The following is a 22611-nucleotide window of genomic DNA, read 5'->3' on the forward strand; positions in this document are numbered from 1 at the left end:
GTAAGCCCTCCTTTAATTGATTATCCGCGAAGTTCGTAAACTTCTGGTTTTTGTGCTTGGTGTGGATGCTCTGCTCCAGCATACACGTTTAGTTTCTTAGAAACTTGACGGCCTAAGCGTCCTTTTGGAAGCATGCCTTTAATTGCAAGCTCTAACATTTGTACAGGGTAGTTTGTACGCATTTCAAGAGCTGTTCTTTGTTTAAGTCCACCTGGGTGGTTAGTGTGACGGTAGTAAATTTTATCGTTTAATTTATTACCTGTTAAATGAATTTTCTCAGCGTTAATAATAATTACATGATCACCCGTGTCAACGTGTGGTGTAAATGTAGGTTTGTTTTTACCACGTAAAATGGATGCTACTTCACTAGCAAGGCGACCTAAAGTTTGACCTTCAGCATCAACCACATACCATTTACGCTCAACTTCGTTAGCTTTTGCCATAAAAGTCGTACGCATGTGTTTCCCTCCTCGTTATCTTTTCCATAGAAAAAATCTATTGTTTATCTTAAACACGATTTCCTTCCGGGGCTAATCGTGGTTTTAGAAACAATACCATATGTTATGATATACTTTTGAGTTTCTAATGTCAAGCAAATGTTACACCAGGATTAGTTGTTATAGTTTACCTGCCATAAATAAAGCCCATGACCAGGAGCCATCTTTCCAGCAAACTGACGATTTTGTTTCGCTAAAATCTCTGGAATGCTATCCGGATCAAGCTTTCCTTGCCCTACGCTCAGTAACGTACCAACAATAATCCTGACCATATTATATAAAAATCCATTACCTACAAAACGAAAAATTAATTCGTCGTCCTGCTCAATTAGCTCGATTTCATAAATTGTTCTCACTTTATCTTTTTTGTCAGTTTTTGCCGAACAAAAAGAAGTGAAATCATGCGTTCCAATAAAATAAGGGATCGCTTTTCTTATAGCATTTATTTCGAGCGGATATGGATATTGATATACGTAATTTCTACGGAATACATCCGCAGTCTTTGATAATAATACACGATAACGATATTCTTTTCTCTCGACACCGTAACGTGCGTGAAATTCTTCTGTTTTTTTCTCTACCTGTGTGATAACAATATCATCTGGTAACATAGTGTTTAATGCATTGCTCCATTGCCACTCTTCAAGAGACAACGGTGTATCAAAGTGTATCACTTGTCCTTTAGCATGAACAGTAGAATCTGTTCTGCCCGATGCCTGAACACGAACAAGTTCCCCTTTATGCAATTTCTGTAAAGCTTTCTCTATTTCTTGTTGAACAGTACGATGCTGCGGTTGAATTTGATAACCACAAAAATGCATGCCATCATATGCAACCGTACATTTTATTCTATCCATTTCTTTATTCTCCATTACGATCGCACCCATGCCAAAATACAAGCTAAACAAAGTAAGCTTATAATCGTTACAGTATCGCTTGTTTTCCAGCGTAGTTGCCTAAATTTAGTACGTCCTTCGCCACTTTGATATCCACGGGCTTCCATAGCAATTGCTAAGTCTTCTGCACGCTTAAAAGCACTGATAAATAGAGGAACGAGTAGTGAAATGATAGCTTTCATCCTATCTTTTATCGGTCCCCCTGCAAAATCAATACCACGTGACGATTGTGCCTTCATTATTTTACTCGTTTCATCCATTAATGTCGGGATAAAACGAAGAGAAATTGACATCATTAATGCGATTTCATGAACAGGAACTTTTATACGCTTCAACGGCTTTAATAACGTCTCCAAACCATCTGTAATCTCAATGGGTGTCGTCGTTAACGTTAATAATGTCGTCATTAAAATAATAACGAAGAATCGTATAGAAATGTATATTCCTTGCTCTAATCCTTTTTCATGTATCGAAAACCAACCAAGCTGGAATAGTACTTCCCCTTCTTTATTTGTTAAAATATGCAGGAAAAATGTAAAAAGAAAAATCCATAGAATTGGTTTTAAGCCCGAAAGTACATAACGAATCGGCACTTTTGCAAAAAATAAAGCAATGAGTGCATATAAAAATAAAAATCCATATGAAATCGCATTATTTGCTAAGAAAACAACAAATACATATAAAAAGACAATCAGCAGCTTCGTAGGTGGATCAAGTTGATGAATAAGAGAATTCCCTGGAATATATCTTCCAATAATCAACTGCTGCATGATTCATGACCACCTTTTCGTAACACCTGCACAACTTCATGAGTAAGATCCTCTAAAGATAAGGTAGCCTTTGGGATTGAAATGCCAAACTTCTCTTCAATTGCACGTTTATACTTTAAAGACATAGGAAGATCCACACCAATTTTCTCTAGTTCATCAGCATGTGAAAATACTTCCTCTGCACTTCCTTGCAAAAAGACCGTTCCTTTATGCATGACTACAATCTGCTCGGCATATTTAGCAGCATCCTCCATATTATGCGTTACAAGGATAACTGTAAGGCCTTTCTCCTTATGTAGCTTATAAAACATCTCCATAAGTTCATTTTGCCCTTTTGGATCTAGTCCTGCTGTAGGTTCATCTAATACGAGCACTTCGGGTTCCATCGCTAATACGCCTGCTATCGCAACACGCCTCATTTGCCCACCACTTAACTCAAATGGTGAACGTACTAACAGTTCTGGTTCTAACCCTACAAGTTGAATTGCCTCTCTTGCCTTTTGCTTCGCTTCTTCTACAGATACACCAAAATTAGTAGGTCCGAAGCAAATATCTTTCTCCACAGTCTCTTCAAACAACTGATGTTCTGGGAATTGAAAGACAACACCTACCTTTTTACGTAGTGACTTTAGCTTTTTTTCTTTCTTTCCTGCCGAAATGAAATGTTCACCAATTTGAACTGTGCCATTTGTCGGCTGCAATAAACCATTTAAATGTTGAATCATCGTCGACTTACCTGAACCAGTATGACCGATAATGGCATAATAGCCCCCACTTGGAAACGACACGTCTACATCATAAAGTGCGCGTCTTTCAAATGGAGTTTTATATTGATAACGATGTTCTACTTTTTGGAATGTAATCTCCAAAGTTCGTTCACCAAGCTTTCCATTGTAAGATGCGTATTTTGCAAGAGAATTTCATTTCTTTTTAATAATTCTGCTATTTTCACTGAAAATGGTACATCTAATCCAATTTCTTGGAGCATATGAGAGGACTTGAAAATTTGTTCTGGAGTCCCTTCCTCTAATATCTCTCCCTTATTTAAAATAATGACACGGTCTGACTGTGCCGCTTCTTCTAAATCGTGCGTAATTGATAACACGGTAATACCTTTTTCATTAACAAGTTGTCTAACCGTTTCTACCACTTCACGTCTCCCTTGAGGGTCTAGCATTGACGTTGCTTCATCTAATATCAAAATAGACGGCTGAAGTGCTAAAACGCCTGCTATTGCTACTCGCTGCTTTTGCCCACCAGATAACGAATGTGGCTCATCATTAAGAAAATCTTCCATACGGACTAGTCGTAAGGCCTGATCTAATCTTTCTACCATTTGCTCTCTTGGCATTCCGATATTCTCTAAACCAAAGACAACGTCATCTTGCACTGTTGTTCCAACAAATTGATTATCTGGATTTTGAAATACCATTCCAATTTGTTTTCGAACATCCCATACCGTTTCCTCTGACAAAACCATTGTATCATTTACTGTAATTGTCCCTGCTTCCGGCAAAAACAAACCATTCAATAATTTTGCAAGTGTAGACTTCCCAGAACCGTTTTGTCCAATAACAGATACCCATTCTCCTTCATATAAGGAGAATGAAACATCTTTTAATGCATAAGTGGCTGCACCAGGATATTGAAATGATATATTTTCTGTCCGAAGTTTCTCTTTTTTCAATACAAGGCACCCTTTCCTTCGCCAAGTAAGCCTATTTTTATATTTAAAAAAAAGGGCCATGACCAGTTTCTTGAAAAGAACTGTCCTGCCCTTTTAATTATCATTATACTAACTCGATAATTACCATTGGTGCTGCGTCTCCGCGACGTGGACCAATTTTTGCAATACGAGTGTATCCGCCTTGGCGCTCAGCATAGCGTGGAGCTACATCAGCGAATAGTTTTTGAAGTGCATCTTGACCAGTCTCAGCGTTAGCTACTTCATTGCGAATGAAAGCTGCTGCTTGACGACGAGCATGAAGATCTCCGCGTTTACCTAAAGTGATCATTTTTTCCACTACAGAACGAAGTTCTTTTGCACGAGTTTCTGTCGTTTGGATGCGCTCGTTGATAATTAAATCAGTAGCTAAGTCACGTAACATAGCTTTACGTTGCGCACTTGTACGGCCTAATTTTCTGTATGCCATTCGTAGTTCCCTCCTTTGTTGATGGGTTTAAATCCTCAGTCGTCTTTACGTAAACCTAAACCTAATTCCTCAAGTTTATGTTTAACTTCTTCTAAGGATTTACGTCCTAAGTTACGAACTTTCATCATATCTTCTTCTGTTTTGTTCGCAAGCTCTTGTACAGTATTAATTCCTGCACGTTTTAGGCAATTATAAGAACGAACAGAAAGGTCTAGTTCTTCGATAGTCATCTCAAGAACTTTCTCTTTTTGATCTTCTTCCTTCTCGACCATAATCTCAGCATTTTGTGCTTCATCAGTTAAACCAACAAAGATATTTAAATGCTCAGTTAAGATTTTGGCACCTAAAGAGATAGCTTCTTTTGGCCCGATGCTTCCATCCGTCCATACATCAAGCGTAAGCTTATCATAATTAGCCACTTGTCCGACACGTGTCTTTTCCACTTGGTAAGTCACACGTGATACTGGAGTATAAATAGAATCAATAGGAATTACTCCTATTGGTTGATCTTCGCTTTTATTTGCATCAGCTGGCGTATACCCACGGCCACGCTTTGCAGTTAAACGCACGCGGAAATGCGCATCTTTTGCTAACGTTGCAATGTGTAAATCTGGATTTAAGATTTCTACATCACTATCGTGAGTAATATCAGCAGCTGTGACAATACCTTCGCCCTGCACATCAATTTCCAACGTCTTCTCTTCTTCAGAGTAGATTTTAAGAGCTAACTTTTTCAAGTTTAAGATGATCGTTGTAACGTCTTCTACTACGCCCTCAACTGTTGAAAATTCATGTAATACGCCATCGATTTGGATAGCAGTAACAGCGGCACCAGGGAGTGAAGATAAAAGAATACGACGTAAGGAGTTACCCAACGTAGTACCATATCCACGCTCAAGCGGTTCAATTACGAATTTACCATATTTAGCATCTTCGTTAAGTTCAACCGTTTCGATTTTCGGCTTTTCGATTTCAATCATTAACTAAACCCTCCTTCAAAACGTCGAAACCCCGGTTAAACAAAGGTATAACCTCTGTCTAACCGAAAGTCCCCCTTAGGCAGTTCCCGATTGTGCACAACAAGCGATGTTTCTGTACGAAATTTCTCGATAATGCATCATATCCATTATAGACAAAAGGGAAAATTCTATACAGAAAAATTACACACGACGACGTTTTGGTGGACGACATCCATTATGAGGAACTGGAGTAACATCTCTAATTGCTGTTACTTCTAGACCTGCAGCTTGAAGAGCACGAATTGCAGCTTCACGACCAGCACCAGGACCTTTAACAGTAACCTCTAAAGTTTTTAAACCGTGCTCCATTGCAGCTTTAGCAGCAGTTTCAGCAGCCATTTGCGCAGCGAATGGAGTAGATTTACGAGATCCACGGAAACCAAGTGCACCAGCACTAGACCAAGAAAGCGCGTTACCGTGAGTATCTGTAAGTGTTACGATTGTGTTGTTGAAAGTAGAACGAATATGAGCTACACCAGCTTCAATATTCTTTTTCACACGTTTTTTACGAGTGTTTGTTTTACGTGCCATTGTTAGTTCAACCTCCTTTACTTATTATTTCTTTTTATTTGCTACTGTACGACGTGGACCTTTACGTGTACGAGCATTGTTTTTAGAGTTTTGACCACGAACTGGTAAACCACGACGGTGACGAAGACCACGGTAAGAACCGATCTCCATTAGACGTTTGATGTTAAGAGATACTTCACGACGAAGGTCTCCCTCAACTTTAATACGATCGATGATATCACGGATACGTCCTAATTCGTCTTCCGTTAAATCACGAACTCGTGTTTCTTCAGAAACACCAGCTTCAGCAAGAATTTTTTCAGCAGTTGTGCGACCAATGCCGAATACGTAAGTTAAAGAAATAACAACGCGTTTGTCACGAGGAATATCTACACCTGCGATACGTGCCATTCCGAATGCACCTCCTTCTGATTAACCTTGTTTTTGTTTATGTTTAGGGTTTTCACAAATAACCATTACTTTTCCACGTCTACGAATAACTTTACATTTTTCGCAGATTGGTTTAACTGACGGTCTTACTTTCATGTCTCGAACCTCCTTAAAGATTACGGAGTGCTATATTATTTAAAACGGTACGTAATACGACCACGATTTAAATCGTACGGAGATAATTCTACCGTAACTTTGTCTCCTGGTAAAATACGAATGAAGTTCATACGGATTTTACCAGAAACGTGAGCCAATACGACATGCCCATTCTCTAATTCTACTTTGAACATAGCATTTGGCAACGTTTCAAGAACGGTACCTTCGACTTCAATTACATCATCTTTAGCCATTCAATAGTTCTCCCTTCTTCAAATCAGTAACATTTTACACTGCTCTGAAATCCCGGAGAGCCAGCTACTTATAAAGTGGTAAGGATTTCGTATCCTGCTTCTGTAAGAGCAATCGTGTGCTCAAAATGGGCACACCATTTACCATCTACCGTTACCACTGTCCAGTCATCAGATAGTGTTTTTACATATCGTCTTCCTTGATTCACCATCGGCTCAACACAGATGACCATTCCCGGCTTTAATCTAGGGCCTCTATTTGGTGGACCATAGTGCGGGATTTGAGGGTCCTCATGTAAGTCTTGCCCGATTCCGTGACCAACATACTCCCTAACGATCGAGAATCCATTCTCTTCAGCATGGGTTTGAACCGCATGTGAGATATTTGATAATCTCTCGCCTGGTTTTACTTGTTCTAGACCAAGATACAACGATTTTTCTGTGACATCAAGTAGCTTTTGAACAGATTCAGAAATGTTTCCAACTGGATACGTCCATGCAGAATCTCCATGGTACCCATTGTATTTCGCACCAATATCGATACTGATGATATCGCCCTCTTTGAGCTTGCGCTTCCCTGGAATTCCGTGTACAAGCTCTTCATTTACAGAAGCACATATGCTCCCCGGAAATCCGTTGTATCCTTTAAAAGATGGCGTAGCACCATATTTTTGAATCGTCTTTTCCGCTATTTGATCGAGCTCTTTCGTTGTAATTCCTGGAGTAATGTGCTGTTTTAACTCTTGATGAGTCAAAGCAACGATCCTGCCCGCTTCTCGCATGATTTCTATCTCGCGAGGAGTTTTGCAGATTATCATTACGCTAAGCCTCCGATGAGAACATCGATATCAGCAAATACTTTATTGATATCTTGCTCACCATTAATGCTTTGTAGGTAACCAAGCTCCTCGTAGAAATCAAGCAAAGGTTTAGTTTGCTTAATATTTACATCTAAGCGATTTGCTACAGTTTCTTCATTGTCATCAGAGCGTTGATATAACTCGCCACCACATTTATCGCACACGTCAGCTTTTGCTGGCGGATTGAATTCTAAGTGGTAAGTCGCACCGCACTCTTTACAAATGCGACGGCCTGTAAGGCGTTTTAATAACAATCCTGAATCCACATTAATGTTTAAAACATAGTCGATTTTTTTGCCAAGATCTTTCATAATCTCTTCAAGAGCTGATGCTTGTGCAACAGTTCGTGGGAAACCGTCTAATAAGAAGCCTCTTACGCAGTCTTCTTGACTTAAACGTTCACGAACGATTCCGATTGTAACTTCATCTGGAACAAGTGCCCCTTTATCAATAAAGGATTTTGCTTGTAAACCCATTTCAGTTTCAGCCTTCATAGCTGCACGGAACATATCTCCTGTTGAGATGTGAGGGATGTTATACTTGGCAACAATCTGTTCGGCTTGTGTACCTTTACCAGCACCAGGAAGCCCCATTAAAATTAAGTTCATCCTTGTTCCCCCTCAGAGTACATGAGCATGTAGGGAAGACAATACTTCCCACTTACTCACTGCTTGATAAACCCTTTGTAATGGCGTTTTACCAGTTGGCTTTCTAGTTGCTTCATTGTTTCTAAAGCAACGCCGACAACGATTAACATACTCGTTCCACCGATCTGTGCAGATGGAGGAAGATTTCCCAGCTTCGTAAAGATAACTGGTAAGATTGCAATCGCTGCTAGGAAAATTGATCCTACAAAGGTCAAACGATACAAGATTTTTGTTAGATATTGTTCTGTATTCTTACCCGGACGAATACCTGGAACATATCCACCTTGTTTGTTTAGATTCTCTGACATTTGCTCTGGATTAACCTGAACAAACGCATAGAAATATGTGAAGGCTACAATGAGCGCAACATATATGATCATTCCCACTGGGTGAGAATAGTTAAAGTTTGCAATAATCCACTGCGATACATCATGTTTCGGGAAGAACTGTGCAATAGTCGGAGGAGTAATTAAGAATGAAACAGCAAAAATTACTGGAATAACACCGGCACTATTTACCTTAAGCGGTAAATGTGTGTTTTGTGCTCCAGCATAACCACCATTTCCTCCTGTTACACGCTTCGCATATTGAATTGGGATCTTCCTAACAGCCTGTTGAATGAAAATAACACCCACAATAACTGCTAGCACAGCTAGTAAAATCAATGCAACTTTAACGATACTCATGAACAATTGATCTCCGATATTTTGAAACTGTTGCTGATACACTTGAGATATAACACTTGGGATCGCTGCGGCAATGCCACCAAAGATAAGAATGGAAATACCATTACCTACACCTTTAGCTGTAATCTGTTCACCTAACCACATTAAAAATGCAGTACCAGCAGTCAGTACCGTAGCAATGTATAAATAAGTGCTCCAACCAGGATTCAAAATTAATTGTCCACCTACCATACCGTTAAAACCGATTGACATACCAAACCCCTGAATAAACGCAAGAACAATTGTAAAATAACGCGTGAATTGCGTTAGTTTACGACGGCCCATTTCACCTTGCTTCGCCCATTCCGAAAATTTAGGAACAACATCCATCTGCAATAATTGCACGATGATGGATGCTGTAATATACGGCATGATTCCCATCGCAAAGATGGAGAAGTTTTTCAAGGCTCCACCGCCAAATGTATTTAGAATACCTAAAGCATTTAATTGATCTTGTGCCTTCAGTACGTCTCCATTTGTAAATGGCACGGGGATAAACGTGCCAATCCTGAATACGATTAACATCGCTAAAGTGAATAATATTTTACGTCTTATCTCAGCAACGCGCATAAAGTTGGAGATTGTACGAAACATTAGATCACCTCAACTGATCCGCCAGCTGCTTCAATTGCTTCTTTAGCACTTGAAGAGAACTTGTGCGCTTTAACAGTTAGTTTTTTCTCTACTGCGCCGCTTGCAAGAATTTTAACACCGTCGTTTAATTTGCTGATAACGCCAGTTTCCAGCAATAATTCAGGTGTTACTTCTGTACCATCTTCAAAACGATTTAACGTTGATAAGTTTACAATAGCAAACTCTTTACGGTTAATGTTTGTGAAGCCGCGTTTTGGTAAACGACGGAATAATGGAGTTTGACCACCTTCGAAGCCAAGACGAACACCGCCGCCAGAACGTGCGTTTTGTCCTTTATGACCTTTACCAGCAGTTTTACCGTTACCAGAACCGATACCACGACCGACACGGTTACGTACTTTACGAGAACCTTCTGCAGGTTTTAATTCATGAAGTTTCATTCCCAGGCACCTCCTTATATTAATGAGTTATCCTTAAGCTTCTTTTACAGTTACAAGGTGAGAAACTTTGTTGATCATACCAAGAATAGCAGGAGTTTCTTCCTTAACTACAGTTGAATTCAACTTTTTAAGACCTAAAGCTTCTACCGTCGCACGTTGATCTTGTGGACGACCAATTACACTACGAGTGAGGGTAATTTCTAACTTTTTCGCCATTTGTTTTCCCTCCTTAACCTAGTAGCTCTTCTACAGATTTACCGCGTAATTTTGCAACATCTTCAGCGCGCTTAAGTTCGCTTAATCCGTTCACAGTAGCGCGAATCATGTTGATTGGTGTGTTAGAACCAAGAGATTTCGAAAGAATATCTTGTACACCTGCTAATTCAAGGACCGCACGAACAGGTCCACCAGCAATAACACCAGTACCCTCAGCAGCAGGCTTTAAGAATACTTCACCAGCTCCAAAATGACCGTTGATTGTGTGTGGAATTGTTGTACCAACTAATGGTACAGCGATTAAGTTTTTCTTAGCGTCTTCGATAGCTTTGCGGATTGCGTCTGGTACCTCTTGTGCTTTACCAGTACCGAATCCAACATGACCGTTTTTATCGCCAACTACAACTAGTGCAGCAAAGCGGAAACGACGACCACCCTTAACAACTTTCGCGACACGATTTATCGTAACTACACGTTCTTCAAGTTCTAATTTACTTGGGTCAATGCGATGCATCAATTTTCCCTCCTTTGACCATTAAAATTGTAATCCAGCCTCACGAGCAGCTTCAGCTAGAGCTTTAACACGGCCATGGTATAAGTAACCACCGCGATCAAATACTACTTCTTTAACGCCTTTCTCTACAGCACGCTTAGCAACTGATTCTCCAACTTTCGTAGCAGCTTCAATATTGCTAGTACCGTTAAGAGCAAGGTCTTTATCAAGAGTAGATGCACTTACTAACGTTACACCATTCACATCATCAATAACTTGAGCGTAAATATGTTGGTTAGAACGGAACACGTTTAAACGTGGACGCTCTGCAGTACCAGTAAGTTTAGCACGTACACGTGCATGTCTTTTCTTACGAGTCGCATTTTTATCAGCTTTAGTGATCATTCTTGTCACTCCTTTCTCTCACCTAACGGGTTTACTTAGCAGTTTTACCTTCTTTACGACGAACAACTTCGCCTTCGTAACGAATACCTTTACCTTTGTAAGGCTCAGGAGCACGTACAGCACGGATGTTAGCAGCGAATTCGCCAACACGTTGCTTGTCGATACCTTTGATTACGATCTTAGTTGGTGCAGGTACTTCAACTTCAAGACCTGCTTCCGGAGTCATTTCTACTGGATGAGAATAACCTACGCTTAATACAAGTTTATCACCTTGTTTTTGAGCACGGTAACCAACACCGACTAATTCAAGTCCGCGTGCGAAACCTTCAGTTACACCTTCAACCATGTTTCCGATTAAAGCACGAGTTGTACCGTGTAATGCACGGTGTTCCTTCTGTTCAGATGGACGCTCAACTGTTAATGTATTCTCTTCAATTTTGATAAGCATATCAGCATTGAAAGTACGAGTTAATTCACCTTTAGGGCCTTTTACTGTTACAGTATTGTCTTCTGCAACTGTAATAGTAACACCTGCAGGGATTTCAAGAATCTTTTTACCAATACGAGACATGTGGTCACACCTCCGTTCGTTTTAAATATATATTACCAAACGTATGCTACTACTTCTCCACCAGTTTGTAATTGACGAGCGTCTTTGTCTGTCATTACTCCCTTAGATGTAGAAACAAGAGCGATACCTAATCCGTTAAGTACACGTGGTACTTCGTCAGCTTTAGCGTAAACGCGTAAGCCAGGTTTACTGATACGTTTTAATCCAGTGATTACACGTTCATTGTTTGCACCATATTTCAGGAAAATACGAAGGATACCTTGTTTGTTATCCTCGATGTATTCTACATCACGAATGAAACCTTCACGTTTTAAAAGTTCAGCGATCTCTTTTTTGATTTTAGAAGCAGGAACCTCTAATTTCTCATGACGTACCATGTTCGCATTACGGATGCGAGTAAGCATGTCTGCAATTGGATCTGTCATCACCATGTGTTTTACCTCCTTCCCATTTGTGGGTTTTACCAACTAGCTTTTTTAACACCAGGAATTTGACCTTTATATGCAAGTTCACGGAAACAAATACGGCAAAGTTTAAATTTGCGGTATACAGAATGCGGACGACCGCAGCGTTCGCAACGTGTATACTCTTGTACTTTAAACTTAGGAGTACGCTTTTGTTTCGCTATCATAGATTTTTTAGCCACGTTTTCGCCTCCTCTACTTAGCGTTGGCTTCCATTATTTTTGGAATGGCATACCGAATTGTGTTAACAGTTCACGAGCTTCTTCATCAGTTTTCGCTGTAGTAACGATTACGATGTCCATACCGCGGACTTTGCTTACTTTATCATAATCAATCTCAGGGAAAATAAGTTGCTCTTTAACACCTAATGTGTAGTTTCCACGACCATCGAATGATTTCTTAGAAACACCACGGAAATCACGTACACGTGGTAAAGAAACTGATACTAATTTGTCGAAGAACTCATACATTTGCTCGCCGCGTAAAGTTACTTTCGCACCGATTGGCATACCTTCACGAAGACGGAAACCAGCGATTGATTTTTTAGCACGAGTTACAACAGGTTTTTGACCTGTGATTTGTGTTAATTCTTCTACTGCGTTGTCTAACGCTTTTGAGTTAGATACCGCGTCACCAACACCAGTGTTGATTACGATCTTTTCGATTTTTGGTACCTGCATTACAGATTTATAGTTAAACTTGCTCACTAGAGCAGGAGTAATTTCCTTTTGGAACTTCTCTTTAAGGCGATTCAATGAAGTGACCTCCTTTCTTAAGAAAATTATTTATCTAATAATTCACCAGATTTTTTTGCAATACGAACTTTTTTACCATCTTCTACTTTGAAGCCTACACGAGTAGGTTCACCTGTTTTCGGATCTAAAATCATAACGTTAGAAACGTGAATAGGTGCTTCTTTAGTAATAATTCCACCTTGTGGATTTAATTGAGATGGCTTAGAGTGCTTCTTAACGATATTGACACCCTCAACGATAACACGGTTTTGCTTTGGAAAAGCCACAAGGATAACGCCTTGTTTTCCTTTGTCTTTACCAGTGATTACCTGTACTTTATCACCTTTTTTTACATGCATCTTAATTCTGCACCTCCTTAGCAAGGCAATACCTTAAATTATAGAACTTCTGGAGCTAAAGAAACGATCTTCATGAAGTTGCTATCACGTAATTCACGAGCTACTGGTCCGAAGATACGAGTACCACGTGGGCTCTTATCGTCTTTAATGATAACCGCTGCGTTTTCATCAAATTTGATGTAAGAACCGTCCGGACGACGAGCTCCACTCTTCGTACGTACTACTACTGCTTTAACAACGTCACCTTTTTTAACAACGCCACCTGGTGTTGCTTGTTTTACCGTAGCAACGATAATGTCACCAATGTTAGCATATTTACGACCAGAGCCGCCTAATACTTTAATTGTTAAAAGTTCACGTGCACCAGAGTTGTCAGCAACTTTCAAACGAGATTCTTGTTGGATCATGTTATGAAACCTCCCTTCGGACTAAAAATTCCGATTCGTCTATTTAGATAATAACCGCTTCTTCAACGATTTCAACTAAACGGAAACGCTTAGTAGCAGAAAGCGGGCGAGTTTCCATGATTTTAACGATATCGCCAAGTTTCGCTTGGTTTTGCTCATCATGGGCTTTGTACTTCTTAGAATACTTAACACGTTTTCCGTACAAGGAATGAGTTTTGTAAGTTTCAACTAAAACTGTAATCGTTTTGTCCATTTTGTCAGACACTACACGACCAGTATAAACTTTGCGTTGGTTACGTTCGCTCACTATGCAAACCTCCCCTCAATTTATCGATTAATTCCGATCTCTCTTTCACGAACTACAGTTTTCATACGAGCAATTGCTTTACGCACTTCACGAATGCGAGTTGGATTCTCTAATTGTCCTGTAGCAAGTTGGAAGCGAAGATTAAACAACTCTTCCTTTAAAGCTTTAACTTTTGTTTCGATTTCGGCAGTGGTTAATTCACGAATATCATTAGTTTTCATTAGATTCACCACCATTTTCTTCACGTTTTACGAATTTACATTTCACAGGTAACTTGTGAGCTGCAAGACGTAATGCTTCGCGTGCTACCTCTTCAGATACACCCGCGATTTCGAACATAATTTTCCCAGGTTTTACTACTGCTACCCAGCCTTCTGGTGCCCCTTTACCGGAACCCATACGTACTTCTAGAGGTTTTGCAGTGTAAGGTTTAGAAGGGAAAATTTTAATCCATACTTTACCGCCACGTTTCATGTAACGAGTCATTGCACGACGAGCAGCTTCGATTTGACGGTTTGTAATCCATGAAGCAGCTTGTGCTTGTAAACCGAATTCACCGAAAGCAATTTCAGTTCCACCTTTTGCACGACCACGCATTTTACCACGATGCTCTCTACGATATTTTACGCGTTTTGGCATTAACATATTATTTTCCTCCTTCCTCAGAAGCTTTCTTTTTTGTAGGAAGGACTTCTCCACGGTAGATCCATACTTTTACGCCTAATTTACCGTATGTTGTATCAGCTTCAACTGCTGCATAGTCAATATCAGCGCGAAGTGTATGAAGTGGAACAGTTCCTTCACTGTAAGATTCTGCACGAGCGATATCAGCTCCGCCAAGACGACCAGAAACCTGTGTTTTAATACCTTTAGCACCTGCACGCATAGCACGTTGAATAACTTGCTTTTGTGCACGACGGAATGATACACGGTTTTCTAATTGACGAGCAATGTTTTCGCCTACTAATTTAGCGTTAAGATCAGCTCTCTTAACTTCTAAAATGTTGATGTGTACACGCTTGCCTGTTAATTGGTTAAGAGCTTTACGAAGTGCTTCAACTTCAGTACCACCTTTACCAATTACCATACCAGGTTTTGCTGTGTGAATTGTAACATTTACACGATTTGCTGCACGTTCGATTTCTACTTTAGCAACAGCAGAATCTTTTAAGCGTACATTAATGTACTCACGGATTTTGATGTCTTCATGTAATAATGTAGCGTAATCTTTCTCAGCGAACCAACGAGATTCCCAGTCACGGATAACGCCGACACGAAGACCAATTGGATTAACCTTTTGACCCATCGATTATCCCTCCTTCTTTTCTGATACCACAACTGTGATGTGGCTTGTGCGTTTGTTAATTTGGCTTGCACGACCCATTGCACGTGGACGGAAACGTTTTAACGTTGGACCTTCGTCAACGAAAACTTTCTCAACAACTAGGCTGTTGATGTCCATTTCATAATTGTGCTCTGCATTTGCGATTGCAGATTTTAAAACTTTTTCTACAACTGGAGAAGCAGTTTTTGGTGTGTGGTTAAGGATAGCAATCGCTTCACCCACTTGCTTACCTCGGATTAAGTCTACAACTAAACGAACTTTACGAGGAGCAATACGAACTGTTCTCGCTACTGCTTTAGCTTGCATTGAAGTGCCTCCTCTCATTATCTTCTAGTTTTCTTATCGTCAGCATCATGACCTTTATACGTACGAGTTGGTGCGAATTCACCTAACTTGTGGCCTACCATGTCTTCAGTAACATATACAGGTACATGTTTACGACCGTCATATACAGCGATTGTGTGACCGATGAACTGAGGGAAGATCGTTGAACGACGAGACCAAGTTTTAACAACTTGCTTTTGCTCAGTTTCATTTAGCTTTGCAATTTTACTCATTAAATGATCATCGACAAATGGTCCTTTTTTCAAGCTACGAGCCATTTTGGTGCCTCCCTTCGTGATTGCCGTACGGTTCTCAAAGTGAACCGTACTACAATCCCATTATTTTTTACGACGACGAACGATGAATTTGTCAGACGCTTTGTTTTTCTTACGAGTTTTGAATCCAAGAGTTGGTTTACCCCATGGAGACATTGGAGACTTACGTCCGATTGGTGAACGTCCTTCACCACCACCGTGTGGGTGATCAACTGGGTTCATTACAGAACCACGAACAGTTGGGCGCTTACCTAACCAGCGAGAGCGACCAGCTTTACCGATCTTGATAAGTTCGTGTGACTCGTTACCAACTTGACCTACAGTTGCACGGCAAGCAGATAATACAAGACGCACTTCACCAGAAGTTAAACGTACAAGAACGTATTTACCTTCTTTACCAAGTACTTGTGCAGATGTACCAGCAGAACGAACTAATTGTCCACCACGACCTGGTTTAAGCTCGATGTTATGAACAACAGTACCTACTGGAATGTTGATTAATGGTAATGCGTTACCGATTTTAATGTCAGCTTCAGCGCCAGACATAATTCCCATACCTACTTCTAAGTTCTTAGGAGCAAGAATGTAACGTTTTTCACCGTCAACGTAGTTAATTAATGCGATATTCGCAGAGCGGTTTGGATCGTATTCGATCGTAGCAACGCGTCCTGGAATTCCATCTTTGTTACGTTTGAAGTCGATGATACGGTATTGACGCTTATGTCCGCCACCTTGATGACGTACAGTGATTTTACCTTGGTTATTACGACCAGCCTTTTTGCTTAAAGGAGCAAGTAAAGACTTTTCGGGTCTGTCAGTCGTGATTTCAGCGAAATCATTCGTAGTCATGTTACGACGACCGTTAGTAGTTGGATTATACTTTTTAATTCCCATCTCAATTTCCCTCCTTCTTTAGTAAGAATTAAACGCCTTGGAAGATTTCGATTTCTTTGCTGTCAGCAGTTAGCTTAACGATTGCTTTACGACGACGGCTAGTAAAACCAGCGTGACGACCAACGCGTTTTGCTTTCGGCTTGTAGTTCATGATGTTCACTTTTTCTACTTTAACACCAAAGATCGCTTCTAGAGCATCTTTAACTTCTGTTTTATTAGATTTAACGTCCACATCGAACGTGTATTTTTTTTCAGCCATCATTTCCATAGAACGTTCAGTGATAACTGGGCGCTTAATGATATCACGAGGATCTCTCATTATGCAAGCACCTCCTCTACTTTTTCCACTGCCGCTTTTGTCATGATTAGCTTATCATGATGAAGCACGTCTAAAACGTTTACGCCATCAGCAGTGATTACTGTTACTCCAGGGATATTGCGAGCAGATAACTCTACAGATTCGTTTGCATCAGCAGTTACGATAAGAGCTTTCTTCTCAACAGTTAATCCTTTAAGTACTGCTAGCATATCTTTTGTTTTTGGTGCATTTAACACTAGGTCTTCAAGAACTACAATGTTGTTCTCAACTACTTTAGTAGCTAATGCAGATTTGATTGCTAAACGACGAACTTTCTTAGGAAGTTTGTACGCATAGCTTCTTGGTGTAGGTCCGAATACCGTACCACCACCACGCCATTGAGGAGAGCGGATAGACCCTTGACGAGCACGTCCAGTTCCTTTTTGACGCCATGGTTTACGACCACCACCGCGAACTTCAGAGCGAGTTTTTACTTTGTGTGTACCTTGACGTAAAGATGCACGTTGCATCATTACAGCTTCGAAAAGTACAGCTTCATTTGGTTCGATACCGAAAATAGCTTCAGCTAATTCGATTTCACCAACCTGTGAACCAGTTTGGTTATATACAGTAACTTTTGGCATTGGAATTCCTCCTTCCTATTGTGAATTATTTGCTAACCTTCACAGCGCCTTGAACAACTACAAGAGATTTCTTAGCACCTGGAACGTTACCTTTTACTAGTAATAAGTTGCGCTCAGTGTCAACTTGAACGATTTCTAAGTTTTGGATAGTAACTTGGTCTCCACCCATACGTCCAGCAAGTTTTTTGCCTTTGAATACACGGTTCGGAGCAACTGGGCCCATTGAACCTGGACGACGGTGATAGCGAGAACCATGAGACATAGGTCCGCGAGATTGTCCGTGGCGTTTGATAACACCTTGGAAACCTTTACCTTTAGAAATTCCTGTTACATCAACGATTTCACCTGTAGCGAATACGTCAACTTTTACCTCTTGACCAACCTCTAATCCGTCCACGTCTGCATCGCGGATTTCGCGAATGAAGCGCTTAGGAGTTGTAGATGCTTTAGCAGTGTGGCCTTGTTCAGGTTTGTTAGTTAACTTTTCACGTTTATCTTCAAATCCTAACTGAATTGCGTTGTAGCCATCAGTTTCAGTTGTTTTCTTTTGAAGAACAACGTTTGGATTAGCAGCGATAACTGTTACTGGGATTAACTCACCGTTCTCAGCAAATACTTGAGTCATACCGATCTTTCTTCCTAAGATTCCTTTGGTCATGAGTTACACCTCCTACATTTTTAAGTTATATAAATTATAGTTTGATTTCGATATCTACACCAGATGGTAAGTCTAAACGCATTAATGAATCTACTGTTTGTGGAGTAGGACTCACGATGTCGATTAGACGTTTGTGCGTGCGCATTTCGAATTGCTCACGAGAATCTTTGTACTTATGAACAGCACGAAGAATTGTGTAAACAGTTTTTTCAGTTGGTAATGGGATCGGACCAGAAACTGTTGCCCCAGAACGCTTAGCTGTTTCTACAATTTTCTCAGCAGACTGATCAAGAATACGGTGATCGTAAGCTTTTAAACGGATACGAATTTTTTCTTTTGCCATTATTTTCCCTCCTTCGTTCGCCTATTTCTAAAATAGACCTTCTCCATGGAAATTTCCTCACACCATGCCATGGCAAAGCGGCCGGGTGTGTCAGCAACCTTCCACTTCATCGCAGTCAAAGACCAACATTGTCTATTATACAATGTTATTCGTCTAGATGCAAGCATCTTTTTGTTTGCATCTGCTTTTCTCTACTTTTGCTATTATACATGGCACTTTAAAGAATTTCAAGTTTTCATCTACCAGAATTCATTTTACAGTTTCTGGGTTTTGTTTATTACTTTTTATATATTATAGAAGAAACTCGTCAAAACATAAAAATATGATTTCATTTATTATATAAACGCAAACAAAAAACCCAAGGGAAAATCCCTCGGGGTTTTTTATATCAGTTAAGATTACTCAACGATAGTAGCAACTACGCCGTAACCTACTGTACGTCCACCTTCACGAATAGAGAATTTAGTTCCCTCTTCGATAGCGATTGGAGCGATAAGTTCGATAGTCATTTCTACGTTGTCACCAGGCATTACCATTTCAGTACCTTCTGGTAATTGGATGATACCAGTTACGTCAGTTGTACGGAAGTAGAACTGAGGACGGTAGTTAGCGAAGAATGGAGTGTGACGTCCACCTTCTTCTTTAGATAATACGAAAACTTCAGCTTTGAATTTAGCGTGAGCTTTTACAGAACCGCTTTTCGCAAGTACTTGTCCACGTTGGATGTCTTCACGAGCAACCCCACGAAGTAAAGCACCGATGTTGTCACCAGCTTGAGCTTGGTCAAGAAGTTTACGGAACATTTCTACACCAGTTACAGTTGTAGAAGCATTTTCTTCAGCAAGACCGATGATTTCTACTACGTCACCAACTTTAACGATACCGCGCTCAACACGACCAGTAGCAACTGTACCACGACCTGTGATAGAGAATACGTCCTCTACAGGCATTAAGAATGGTTTGTCAGTTTCACGTTCTGGAGTTGGGATGTAAGCATCAACTTCAGCCATTAATTCAATGATTTTTGCTTCCCAATCAGCTTCTCCTTGAAGAGCTTTAAGAGCAGAACCTTTGATTACAGGAATGTCGTCGCCTGGGAATCCGTATTCAGATAATAGGTCGCGAACTTCCATTTCTACTAATTCTAATAATTCTTCGTCGTCTACCATGTCGCATTTGTTTAAGAATACAACGATGTAAGGTACACCTACTTGACGAGAAAGAAGGATGTGCTCACGAGTTTGAGGCATTGGGCCATCAGCAGCAGATACTACTAAGATACCGCCGTCCATTTGAGCAGCACCAGTGATCATGTTTTTAACATAGTCAGCGTGACCTGGGCAGTCAACGTGTGCATAGTGACGAGTTTCAGTTTCGTACTCAACGTGTGCAGTTGAGATTGTGATACCGCGCTCTCTTTCTTCTGGAGCAGCATCGATTTGATCGTATCCGCGTGCTTCAGCACCACCAGCTTTTGCAAGTACTGTAGTGATCGCAGCAGTTAATGTAGTTTTACCATGGTCAACGTGGCCGATTGTACCGATGTTAACATGGGGTTTAGAACGTTCGAATTTAGCTTTAGCCATTCTAAATTCCTCCTTAGTTTATATAGGTTATTTTATATTTAGGCTAGAAAGCGAAACTTGCGTCCCACTTTCTAAGCTTACATAAGTAGTTATACGTGAAGAATCGATAAAAATCAATTATTCACCTTTATTTTTTTTGATAATTTCTTCAGAAACAGACTTTGGTACTTCTTCATAGTGATCAAACACCATAGAGAATGTTCCGCGTCCTTGAGTGTTAGAACGTAATGACGTTGCATAACCGAACATTTCAGAAAGTGGAACCATAGCGCGAACAACTTGAGCGTTACCGCGAGCTTCCATACCTTCTACACGTCCACGACGAGATGTTACGTCACCCATAATGTCACCCATGTACTCTTCAGGAATTACAACTTCAACTTTCATCATTGGCTCAAGAATTACTGGGTTACATTTAGAAACCGCAGCTTTAAGTGCCATAGATGCAGCGATTTTGAACGCCATCTCAGATGAATCGACATCATGGTAAGATCCGTCAACTAATGCAGCTTTAATGTCTACTACTGGATATCCAGCAAGTACACCATTTTTAAGTGCATCTTCAAGACCTGCGCCTACAGCTGGGATGTATTCACGTGGAACAACACCACCGACGATCTTGTTTTCGAATTCGAATCCTTTACCTTCTTCATTAGGTTCAAACTCAATCCAAACGTGACCGAATTGTCCACGTCCACCAGATTGACGAGCGAACTTACCTTCAACTTTCGCAGCAGCGCGGAAAGTCTCACGGTATGCTACCTGAGGAGCACCAACGTTTGCTTCAACTTTGAATTCACGGCGCATACGGTCAACGATGATATCAAGGTGAAGTTCACCCATACCAGCGATGATTGTTTGGCCAGTTTCTTGGTCAGTGTGAGCACGGAATGTTGGATCTTCTTCAGAAAGCTTAGATAATGCTGTACCCATTTTATCTTGGTCAGCTTTTGATTTTGGTTCGATAGCTACAGAGATAACTGGCTCTGGGAATTCCATAGACTCAAGGATAACAAGGCTCTTCTCGTCACAAAGAGTATCACCAGTAGTAGTATCTTTTAAACCTACAGCAGCAGCGATATCACCAGCGTAAACTGTTGAGATCTCTTCACGGCTGTTAGCGTGCATTTGTAGGATACGACCTACACGCTCACGCTTACCTTTAGTTGAGTTTTTCACGTATGATCCAGAGTTTAACACACCAGAGTACACACGGAAGAATGTTAACTTACCAACATAAGGGTCAGTCATGATTTTGAATGCTAGAGCTGAGAAAGGCTCTTCATCGCTAGACTTACGTTCTACTTCTTCATCTGTATCCGGAAGAGTACCTTTGATTGCAGGTACATCTAATGGAGATGGTAGGTAGTCGATAACTGCGTCTAACAGAATTTGAACACCTTTGTTTTTGAATGCAGAACCACAGATTACTGGGAAGAATTCTACAGAAGTTGTAGCCTTACGGATACCAGCTTTAAGCTCTTCTACAGTGATTTCTTCACCTTCTAGGTACTTCATCATCATTTCTTCATCAAGCTCAGCTACCGCTTCAATAAGTTTTCCACGGTATTCTTCAGCTAGTTCTTTATGCTCTTCAGGAATTTCAACACGTTGAATGTCTGTTCCTAAATCGTTACCGTACATGTAAGCACATTCTTCAACAAGGTCAATGATACCATTGAACTCATCTTCAGCACCGATTGGTAACTGAATTGGGTGTGCGTTTGCTTGTAAACGATCGTGGATTGTTCCTACAGAGTATAAGAAATCTGCACCGATTTTATCCATTTTGTTAACGAATACGATACGAGGTACGCCGTAAGTAGTAGCCTGACGCCAAACAGTTTCTGTTTGTGGTTCTACACCAGATTGTGCATCAAGTACTGCTACTGCGCCATCAAGTACGCGTAAAGAACGTTCTACTTCTACTGTGAAATCTACGTGACCTGGAGTGTCAATGATGTTTACACGGTGACCTTTCCATTGTGCTGTAGTTGCAGCAGAAGTAATTGTGATACCACGCTCTTGCTCTTGCTCCATCCAGTCCATCTGAGATGCACCTTCGTGAGTTTCACCGATTTTATGAATACGTCCTGTGTAGTACAGAATACGCTCAGTAGCTGTTGTTTTACCAGCATCGATGTGAGCCATGATACCAATATTACGAGTGTTTTCTAAAGAGAACTCTCTTGCCATTTGGTGTCTTGCTCCTTCCATATATGGATTGGATTTTTTATTTTAAGTAGCAAAAAAGCCACTTTATATTGTTACACATGTCAGTATGTCCAGTACCCTCATTATGTAAAACGAGCGCCCAACGAAAGGGAGAGGCATTCTCCCTCTCCACACTTCCATAAGCGACAAATAAAGCGGTTTATGC

Annotated in this window: 37 protein-coding genes; all 37 read right to left on the bottom strand. The window is 40.5% G+C overall.

Features of this window, described 5'->3' with window-relative positions; all coding sequences use genetic code 11:
• Positions 1–20: 20 nt before the first annotated feature.
• Entirely contained in the window at positions 21–458 is a 438-nt protein-coding gene (gene rplM / locus QCI73_RS26970) for a 50S ribosomal protein L13 (RefSeq protein ID WP_001260793.1), read from the bottom strand.
• Positions 459–610: 152 nt separating this feature from the next.
• Positions 611–1354, bottom strand: a complete 744-nt coding sequence (truA, locus tag QCI73_RS26975; protein ID WP_002163776.1) for a tRNA pseudouridine(38-40) synthase TruA — start codon at positions 1352–1354, stop codon at positions 611–613.
• 14 nt (positions 1355–1368) lie between these two features.
• Positions 1369–2163: an energy-coupling factor transporter transmembrane component T family protein gene (locus QCI73_RS26980; RefSeq protein ID WP_200730754.1), complete on the bottom strand. Its 795-nt coding sequence runs from the start codon at positions 2161–2163 to the stop codon at positions 1369–1371.
• Positions 2151–3032 carry an energy-coupling factor ABC transporter ATP-binding protein gene (locus tag QCI73_RS26985; protein WP_200730753.1) on the bottom strand — a complete coding sequence of 294 codons (882 nt, stop codon included), beginning with the start codon at positions 3030–3032 and terminating at the stop codon, positions 2151–2153. Before QCI73_RS26985 ends, QCI73_RS26980 begins: the two co-directional genes overlap by 13 nt.
• Entirely contained in the window at positions 3008–3850 is an 843-nt protein-coding gene (locus QCI73_RS26990) for an energy-coupling factor ABC transporter ATP-binding protein (RefSeq protein ID WP_000711783.1), read from the bottom strand. The genes QCI73_RS26985 and QCI73_RS26990 overlap by 25 nt, the downstream gene beginning before the upstream one ends.
• A 103-nt stretch (positions 3851–3953) precedes the next feature.
• Entirely contained in the window at positions 3954–4316 is a 363-nt protein-coding gene (rplQ, locus tag QCI73_RS26995) for a 50S ribosomal protein L17 (RefSeq protein ID WP_000331490.1), read from the bottom strand.
• A 35-nt stretch (positions 4317–4351) separates the two neighbouring features.
• Positions 4352–5296, bottom strand: coding sequence for a DNA-directed RNA polymerase subunit alpha (locus QCI73_RS27000; protein ID WP_000569643.1), 945 nt, complete (start codon positions 5294–5296; stop codon positions 4352–4354).
• A gap of 180 nt (positions 5297–5476) precedes the next feature.
• Positions 5477–5866 carry a 30S ribosomal protein S11 gene (rpsK, locus tag QCI73_RS27005; RefSeq protein ID WP_000101799.1) on the bottom strand — a complete coding sequence of 130 codons (390 nt, stop codon included), beginning with the start codon at positions 5864–5866 and terminating at the stop codon, positions 5477–5479.
• Between the two features lie 24 nt (positions 5867–5890).
• Positions 5891–6256, bottom strand: a complete 366-nt coding sequence (gene rpsM, locus QCI73_RS27010; protein ID WP_000090789.1) for a 30S ribosomal protein S13 — start codon at positions 6254–6256, stop codon at positions 5891–5893.
• Between the two features lie 21 nt (positions 6257–6277).
• Entirely contained in the window at positions 6278–6391 is a 114-nt protein-coding gene (gene rpmJ / locus QCI73_RS27015) for a 50S ribosomal protein L36 (protein WP_000868344.1), read from the bottom strand.
• A gap of 35 nt (positions 6392–6426) precedes the next feature.
• Positions 6427–6645, bottom strand: coding sequence for a translation initiation factor IF-1 (gene infA, locus QCI73_RS27020; protein ID WP_001029884.1), 219 nt, complete (start codon positions 6643–6645; stop codon positions 6427–6429).
• Positions 6646–6713: 68 nt separating this feature from the next.
• Positions 6714–7460 (bottom strand): type I methionyl aminopeptidase, encoded by a 747-nt coding sequence (map, locus tag QCI73_RS27025; RefSeq protein WP_000582539.1) that lies wholly within the window; start codon positions 7458–7460, stop codon positions 6714–6716.
• Positions 7460–8110: an adenylate kinase gene (locus tag QCI73_RS27030; protein WP_001048996.1), complete on the bottom strand. Its 651-nt coding sequence runs from the start codon at positions 8108–8110 to the stop codon at positions 7460–7462. The genes map and QCI73_RS27030 overlap by 1 nt, the downstream gene beginning before the upstream one ends.
• Before the next feature lie 56 nt (positions 8111–8166).
• Complete coding sequence (gene secY / locus QCI73_RS27035) at positions 8167–9468, bottom strand: preprotein translocase subunit SecY (RefSeq protein ID WP_000490114.1); 1302 nt, start codon at positions 9466–9468, stop codon at positions 8167–8169.
• On the bottom strand, positions 9468–9908 hold the full coding sequence (rplO, locus tag QCI73_RS27040; RefSeq protein WP_000766080.1) for a 50S ribosomal protein L15: 441 nt from the start codon (positions 9906–9908) through the stop codon (positions 9468–9470). Before rplO ends, secY begins: the two co-directional genes overlap by 1 nt.
• A 33-nt stretch (positions 9909–9941) precedes the next feature.
• The gene (rpmD, locus tag QCI73_RS27045; RefSeq protein WP_001085234.1) at positions 9942–10124 is read right to left on the bottom strand and encodes a 50S ribosomal protein L30; all 183 of its coding nucleotides are present in this window, start codon (positions 10122–10124) and stop codon (positions 9942–9944) included.
• A gap of 13 nt (positions 10125–10137) precedes the next feature.
• Positions 10138–10638 (bottom strand): 30S ribosomal protein S5, encoded by a 501-nt coding sequence (rpsE, locus tag QCI73_RS27050; protein WP_000554646.1) that lies wholly within the window; start codon positions 10636–10638, stop codon positions 10138–10140.
• 21 nt (positions 10639–10659) lie between these two features.
• Entirely contained in the window at positions 10660–11022 is a 363-nt protein-coding gene (gene rplR / locus QCI73_RS27055; protein WP_000628816.1) for a 50S ribosomal protein L18, read from the bottom strand.
• Between the two features lie 31 nt (positions 11023–11053).
• The gene (gene rplF, locus QCI73_RS27060; protein ID WP_000086558.1) at positions 11054–11593 is read right to left on the bottom strand and encodes a 50S ribosomal protein L6; all 540 of its coding nucleotides are present in this window, start codon (positions 11591–11593) and stop codon (positions 11054–11056) included.
• Positions 11594–11625: 32 nt separating this feature from the next.
• Positions 11626–12024, bottom strand: coding sequence for a 30S ribosomal protein S8 (gene rpsH, locus QCI73_RS27065; RefSeq protein ID WP_000245511.1), 399 nt, complete (start codon positions 12022–12024; stop codon positions 11626–11628).
• A gap of 29 nt (positions 12025–12053) precedes the next feature.
• Complete coding sequence (gene rpsN, locus QCI73_RS27070; RefSeq protein ID WP_001085700.1) at positions 12054–12239, bottom strand: 30S ribosomal protein S14; 186 nt, start codon at positions 12237–12239, stop codon at positions 12054–12056.
• Between the two features lie 33 nt (positions 12240–12272).
• Positions 12273–12812, bottom strand: a complete 540-nt coding sequence (gene rplE / locus QCI73_RS27075; RefSeq protein ID WP_001080831.1) for a 50S ribosomal protein L5 — start codon at positions 12810–12812, stop codon at positions 12273–12275.
• 26 nt (positions 12813–12838) lie between these two features.
• On the bottom strand, positions 12839–13150 hold the full coding sequence (rplX, locus tag QCI73_RS27080; RefSeq protein ID WP_000558200.1) for a 50S ribosomal protein L24: 312 nt from the start codon (positions 13148–13150) through the stop codon (positions 12839–12841).
• Positions 13151–13188: 38 nt separating this feature from the next.
• Positions 13189–13557 (bottom strand): 50S ribosomal protein L14, encoded by a 369-nt coding sequence (gene rplN, locus QCI73_RS27085; protein WP_000615912.1) that lies wholly within the window; start codon positions 13555–13557, stop codon positions 13189–13191.
• A gap of 43 nt (positions 13558–13600) precedes the next feature.
• Entirely contained in the window at positions 13601–13864 is a 264-nt protein-coding gene (rpsQ, locus tag QCI73_RS27090) for a 30S ribosomal protein S17 (RefSeq protein ID WP_000004106.1), read from the bottom strand.
• A 20-nt stretch (positions 13865–13884) separates the two neighbouring features.
• Positions 13885–14085: a 50S ribosomal protein L29 gene (gene rpmC / locus QCI73_RS27095; RefSeq protein ID WP_000855718.1), complete on the bottom strand. Its 201-nt coding sequence runs from the start codon at positions 14083–14085 to the stop codon at positions 13885–13887.
• Complete coding sequence (rplP, locus tag QCI73_RS27100; protein ID WP_000928969.1) at positions 14075–14509, bottom strand: 50S ribosomal protein L16; 435 nt, start codon at positions 14507–14509, stop codon at positions 14075–14077. Before rplP ends, rpmC begins: the two co-directional genes overlap by 11 nt.
• 1 nt (position 14510) lies before the next feature.
• Positions 14511–15170, bottom strand: coding sequence for a 30S ribosomal protein S3 (gene rpsC / locus QCI73_RS27105; protein ID WP_000529956.1), 660 nt, complete (start codon positions 15168–15170; stop codon positions 14511–14513).
• Positions 15171–15173: 3 nt separating this feature from the next.
• Complete coding sequence (gene rplV / locus QCI73_RS27110; RefSeq protein ID WP_001148025.1) at positions 15174–15515, bottom strand: 50S ribosomal protein L22; 342 nt, start codon at positions 15513–15515, stop codon at positions 15174–15176.
• Between the two features lie 17 nt (positions 15516–15532).
• Positions 15533–15811: a 30S ribosomal protein S19 gene (rpsS, locus tag QCI73_RS27115; protein WP_000124453.1), complete on the bottom strand. Its 279-nt coding sequence runs from the start codon at positions 15809–15811 to the stop codon at positions 15533–15535.
• A 60-nt stretch (positions 15812–15871) separates the two neighbouring features.
• Complete coding sequence (rplB, locus tag QCI73_RS27120) at positions 15872–16702, bottom strand: 50S ribosomal protein L2 (RefSeq protein ID WP_200730752.1); 831 nt, start codon at positions 16700–16702, stop codon at positions 15872–15874.
• A 28-nt stretch (positions 16703–16730) separates the two neighbouring features.
• Positions 16731–17021, bottom strand: a complete 291-nt coding sequence (gene rplW / locus QCI73_RS27125) for a 50S ribosomal protein L23 (RefSeq protein WP_001205558.1) — start codon at positions 17019–17021, stop codon at positions 16731–16733.
• The gene (gene rplD / locus QCI73_RS27130; protein WP_001127258.1) at positions 17021–17644 is read right to left on the bottom strand and encodes a 50S ribosomal protein L4; all 624 of its coding nucleotides are present in this window, start codon (positions 17642–17644) and stop codon (positions 17021–17023) included. Before rplD ends, rplW begins: the two co-directional genes overlap by 1 nt.
• 25 nt (positions 17645–17669) lie before the next feature.
• Positions 17670–18302: a 50S ribosomal protein L3 gene (rplC, locus tag QCI73_RS27135; protein ID WP_000160207.1), complete on the bottom strand. Its 633-nt coding sequence runs from the start codon at positions 18300–18302 to the stop codon at positions 17670–17672.
• 34 nt (positions 18303–18336) lie between these two features.
• A complete protein-coding gene (rpsJ, locus tag QCI73_RS27140; RefSeq protein WP_001040596.1) occupies positions 18337–18645 on the bottom strand; it encodes a 30S ribosomal protein S10 in 309 nt (102 codons plus the stop codon).
• A gap of 398 nt (positions 18646–19043) precedes the next feature.
• Complete coding sequence (gene tuf / locus QCI73_RS27145; protein WP_001029615.1) at positions 19044–20231, bottom strand: elongation factor Tu; 1188 nt, start codon at positions 20229–20231, stop codon at positions 19044–19046.
• A 117-nt stretch (positions 20232–20348) separates the two neighbouring features.
• Positions 20349–22427: an elongation factor G gene (gene fusA, locus QCI73_RS27150; protein WP_000090372.1), complete on the bottom strand. Its 2079-nt coding sequence runs from the start codon at positions 22425–22427 to the stop codon at positions 20349–20351.
• Positions 22428–22611: the final 184 nt, after the last annotated feature.

The sequence above is a fragment of the Bacillus cereus group sp. MG16 genome (genome assembly GCF_040459875.1).
Taxonomy (GTDB): domain Bacteria; phylum Bacillota; class Bacilli; order Bacillales; family Bacillaceae_G; genus Bacillus_A; species Bacillus_A paranthracis.

Excerpts from the sequence above, each read along its gene's own strand:
- map (WP_000582539.1), bottom strand. The coding sequence starts at position 7,460 with ATGATAATCTGCAAAACTCCTCGCGAGATAGAAATCATGCGAGAAGCG.
- rplQ (WP_000331490.1), bottom strand. The coding sequence starts at position 4,316 with ATGGCATACAGAAAATTAGGCCGTACAAGTGCGCAACGTAAAGCTATG.
- rpsC (WP_000529956.1), bottom strand. The coding sequence starts at position 15,170 with ATGGGTCAAAAGGTTAATCCAATTGGTCTTCGTGTCGGCGTTATCCGT.
- rplR (WP_000628816.1), bottom strand. The coding sequence starts at position 11,022 with ATGATCACTAAAGCTGATAAAAATGCGACTCGTAAGAAAAGACATGCA.
- secY (WP_000490114.1), bottom strand. The coding sequence starts at position 9,468 with ATGTTTCGTACAATCTCCAACTTTATGCGCGTTGCTGAGATAAGACGT.
- rpmC (WP_000855718.1), bottom strand. The coding sequence starts at position 14,085 with ATGAAAACTAATGATATTCGTGAATTAACCACTGCCGAAATCGAAACA.
- fusA (WP_000090372.1), bottom strand. The coding sequence starts at position 22,427 with ATGGCAAGAGAGTTCTCTTTAGAAAACACTCGTAATATTGGTATCATG.
- rplB (WP_200730752.1), bottom strand. The coding sequence starts at position 16,702 with ATGGGAATTAAAAAGTATAATCCAACTACTAACGGTCGTCGTAACATG.
- rpsS (WP_000124453.1), bottom strand. The coding sequence starts at position 15,811 with ATGGCTCGTAGCTTGAAAAAAGGACCATTTGTCGATGATCATTTAATG.
- rpsM (WP_000090789.1), bottom strand. The coding sequence starts at position 6,256 with ATGGCACGTATCGCAGGTGTAGATATTCCTCGTGACAAACGCGTTGTT.
- rplN (WP_000615912.1), bottom strand. The coding sequence starts at position 13,557 with ATGATCCAACAAGAATCTCGTTTGAAAGTTGCTGACAACTCTGGTGCA.
- rpmJ (WP_000868344.1), bottom strand. The coding sequence starts at position 6,391 with ATGAAAGTAAGACCGTCAGTTAAACCAATCTGCGAAAAATGTAAAGTT.
- rpmD (WP_001085234.1), bottom strand. The coding sequence starts at position 10,124 with ATGGCGAAAAAGTTAGAAATTACCCTCACTCGTAGTGTAATTGGTCGT.
- rpsK (WP_000101799.1), bottom strand. The coding sequence starts at position 5,866 with ATGGCACGTAAAACAAACACTCGTAAAAAACGTGTGAAAAAGAATATT.
- QCI73_RS27030 (WP_001048996.1), bottom strand. The coding sequence starts at position 8,110 with ATGAACTTAATTTTAATGGGGCTTCCTGGTGCTGGTAAAGGTACACAA.
- rplX (WP_000558200.1), bottom strand. The coding sequence starts at position 13,150 with ATGCATGTAAAAAAAGGTGATAAAGTACAGGTAATCACTGGTAAAGAC.
- rplV (WP_001148025.1), bottom strand. The coding sequence starts at position 15,515 with ATGCAAGCTAAAGCAGTAGCGAGAACAGTTCGTATTGCTCCTCGTAAA.
- rplW (WP_001205558.1), bottom strand. The coding sequence starts at position 17,021 with ATGAGAGATCCTCGTGATATCATTAAGCGCCCAGTTATCACTGAACGT.
- truA (WP_002163776.1), bottom strand. The coding sequence starts at position 1,354 with ATGGATAGAATAAAATGTACGGTTGCATATGATGGCATGCATTTTTGT.
- tuf (WP_001029615.1), bottom strand. The coding sequence starts at position 20,231 with ATGGCTAAAGCTAAATTCGAACGTTCTAAACCCCATGTTAACATCGGT.
- rplF (WP_000086558.1), bottom strand. The coding sequence starts at position 11,593 with ATGTCTCGTATTGGTAAAAAGATTCTTGAAATCCCTGCAGGTGTTACT.
- infA (WP_001029884.1), bottom strand. The coding sequence starts at position 6,645 with ATGGCTAAAGATGATGTAATTGAAGTCGAAGGTACCGTTCTTGAAACG.
- rplP (WP_000928969.1), bottom strand. The coding sequence starts at position 14,509 with ATGTTAATGCCAAAACGCGTAAAATATCGTAGAGAGCATCGTGGTAAA.
- rpsH (WP_000245511.1), bottom strand. The coding sequence starts at position 12,024 with ATGGTGATGACAGATCCAATTGCAGACATGCTTACTCGCATCCGTAAT.
- rplO (WP_000766080.1), bottom strand. The coding sequence starts at position 9,908 with ATGAAACTTCATGAATTAAAACCTGCAGAAGGTTCTCGTAAAGTACGT.
- rplD (WP_001127258.1), bottom strand. The coding sequence starts at position 17,644 with ATGCCAAAAGTTACTGTATATAACCAAACTGGTTCACAGGTTGGTGAA.
- rpsE (WP_000554646.1), bottom strand. The coding sequence starts at position 10,638 with ATGCATCGCATTGACCCAAGTAAATTAGAACTTGAAGAACGTGTAGTT.
- QCI73_RS26980 (WP_200730754.1), bottom strand. The coding sequence starts at position 2,163 with ATGCAGCAGTTGATTATTGGAAGATATATTCCAGGGAATTCTCTTATT.
- rplM (WP_001260793.1), bottom strand. The coding sequence starts at position 458 with ATGCGTACGACTTTTATGGCAAAAGCTAACGAAGTTGAGCGTAAATGG.
- rplC (WP_000160207.1), bottom strand. The coding sequence starts at position 18,302 with ATGACCAAAGGAATCTTAGGAAGAAAGATCGGTATGACTCAAGTATTT.
- rpsJ (WP_001040596.1), bottom strand. The coding sequence starts at position 18,645 with ATGGCAAAAGAAAAAATTCGTATCCGTTTAAAAGCTTACGATCACCGT.
- QCI73_RS27000 (WP_000569643.1), bottom strand. The coding sequence starts at position 5,296 with ATGATTGAAATCGAAAAGCCGAAAATCGAAACGGTTGAACTTAACGAA.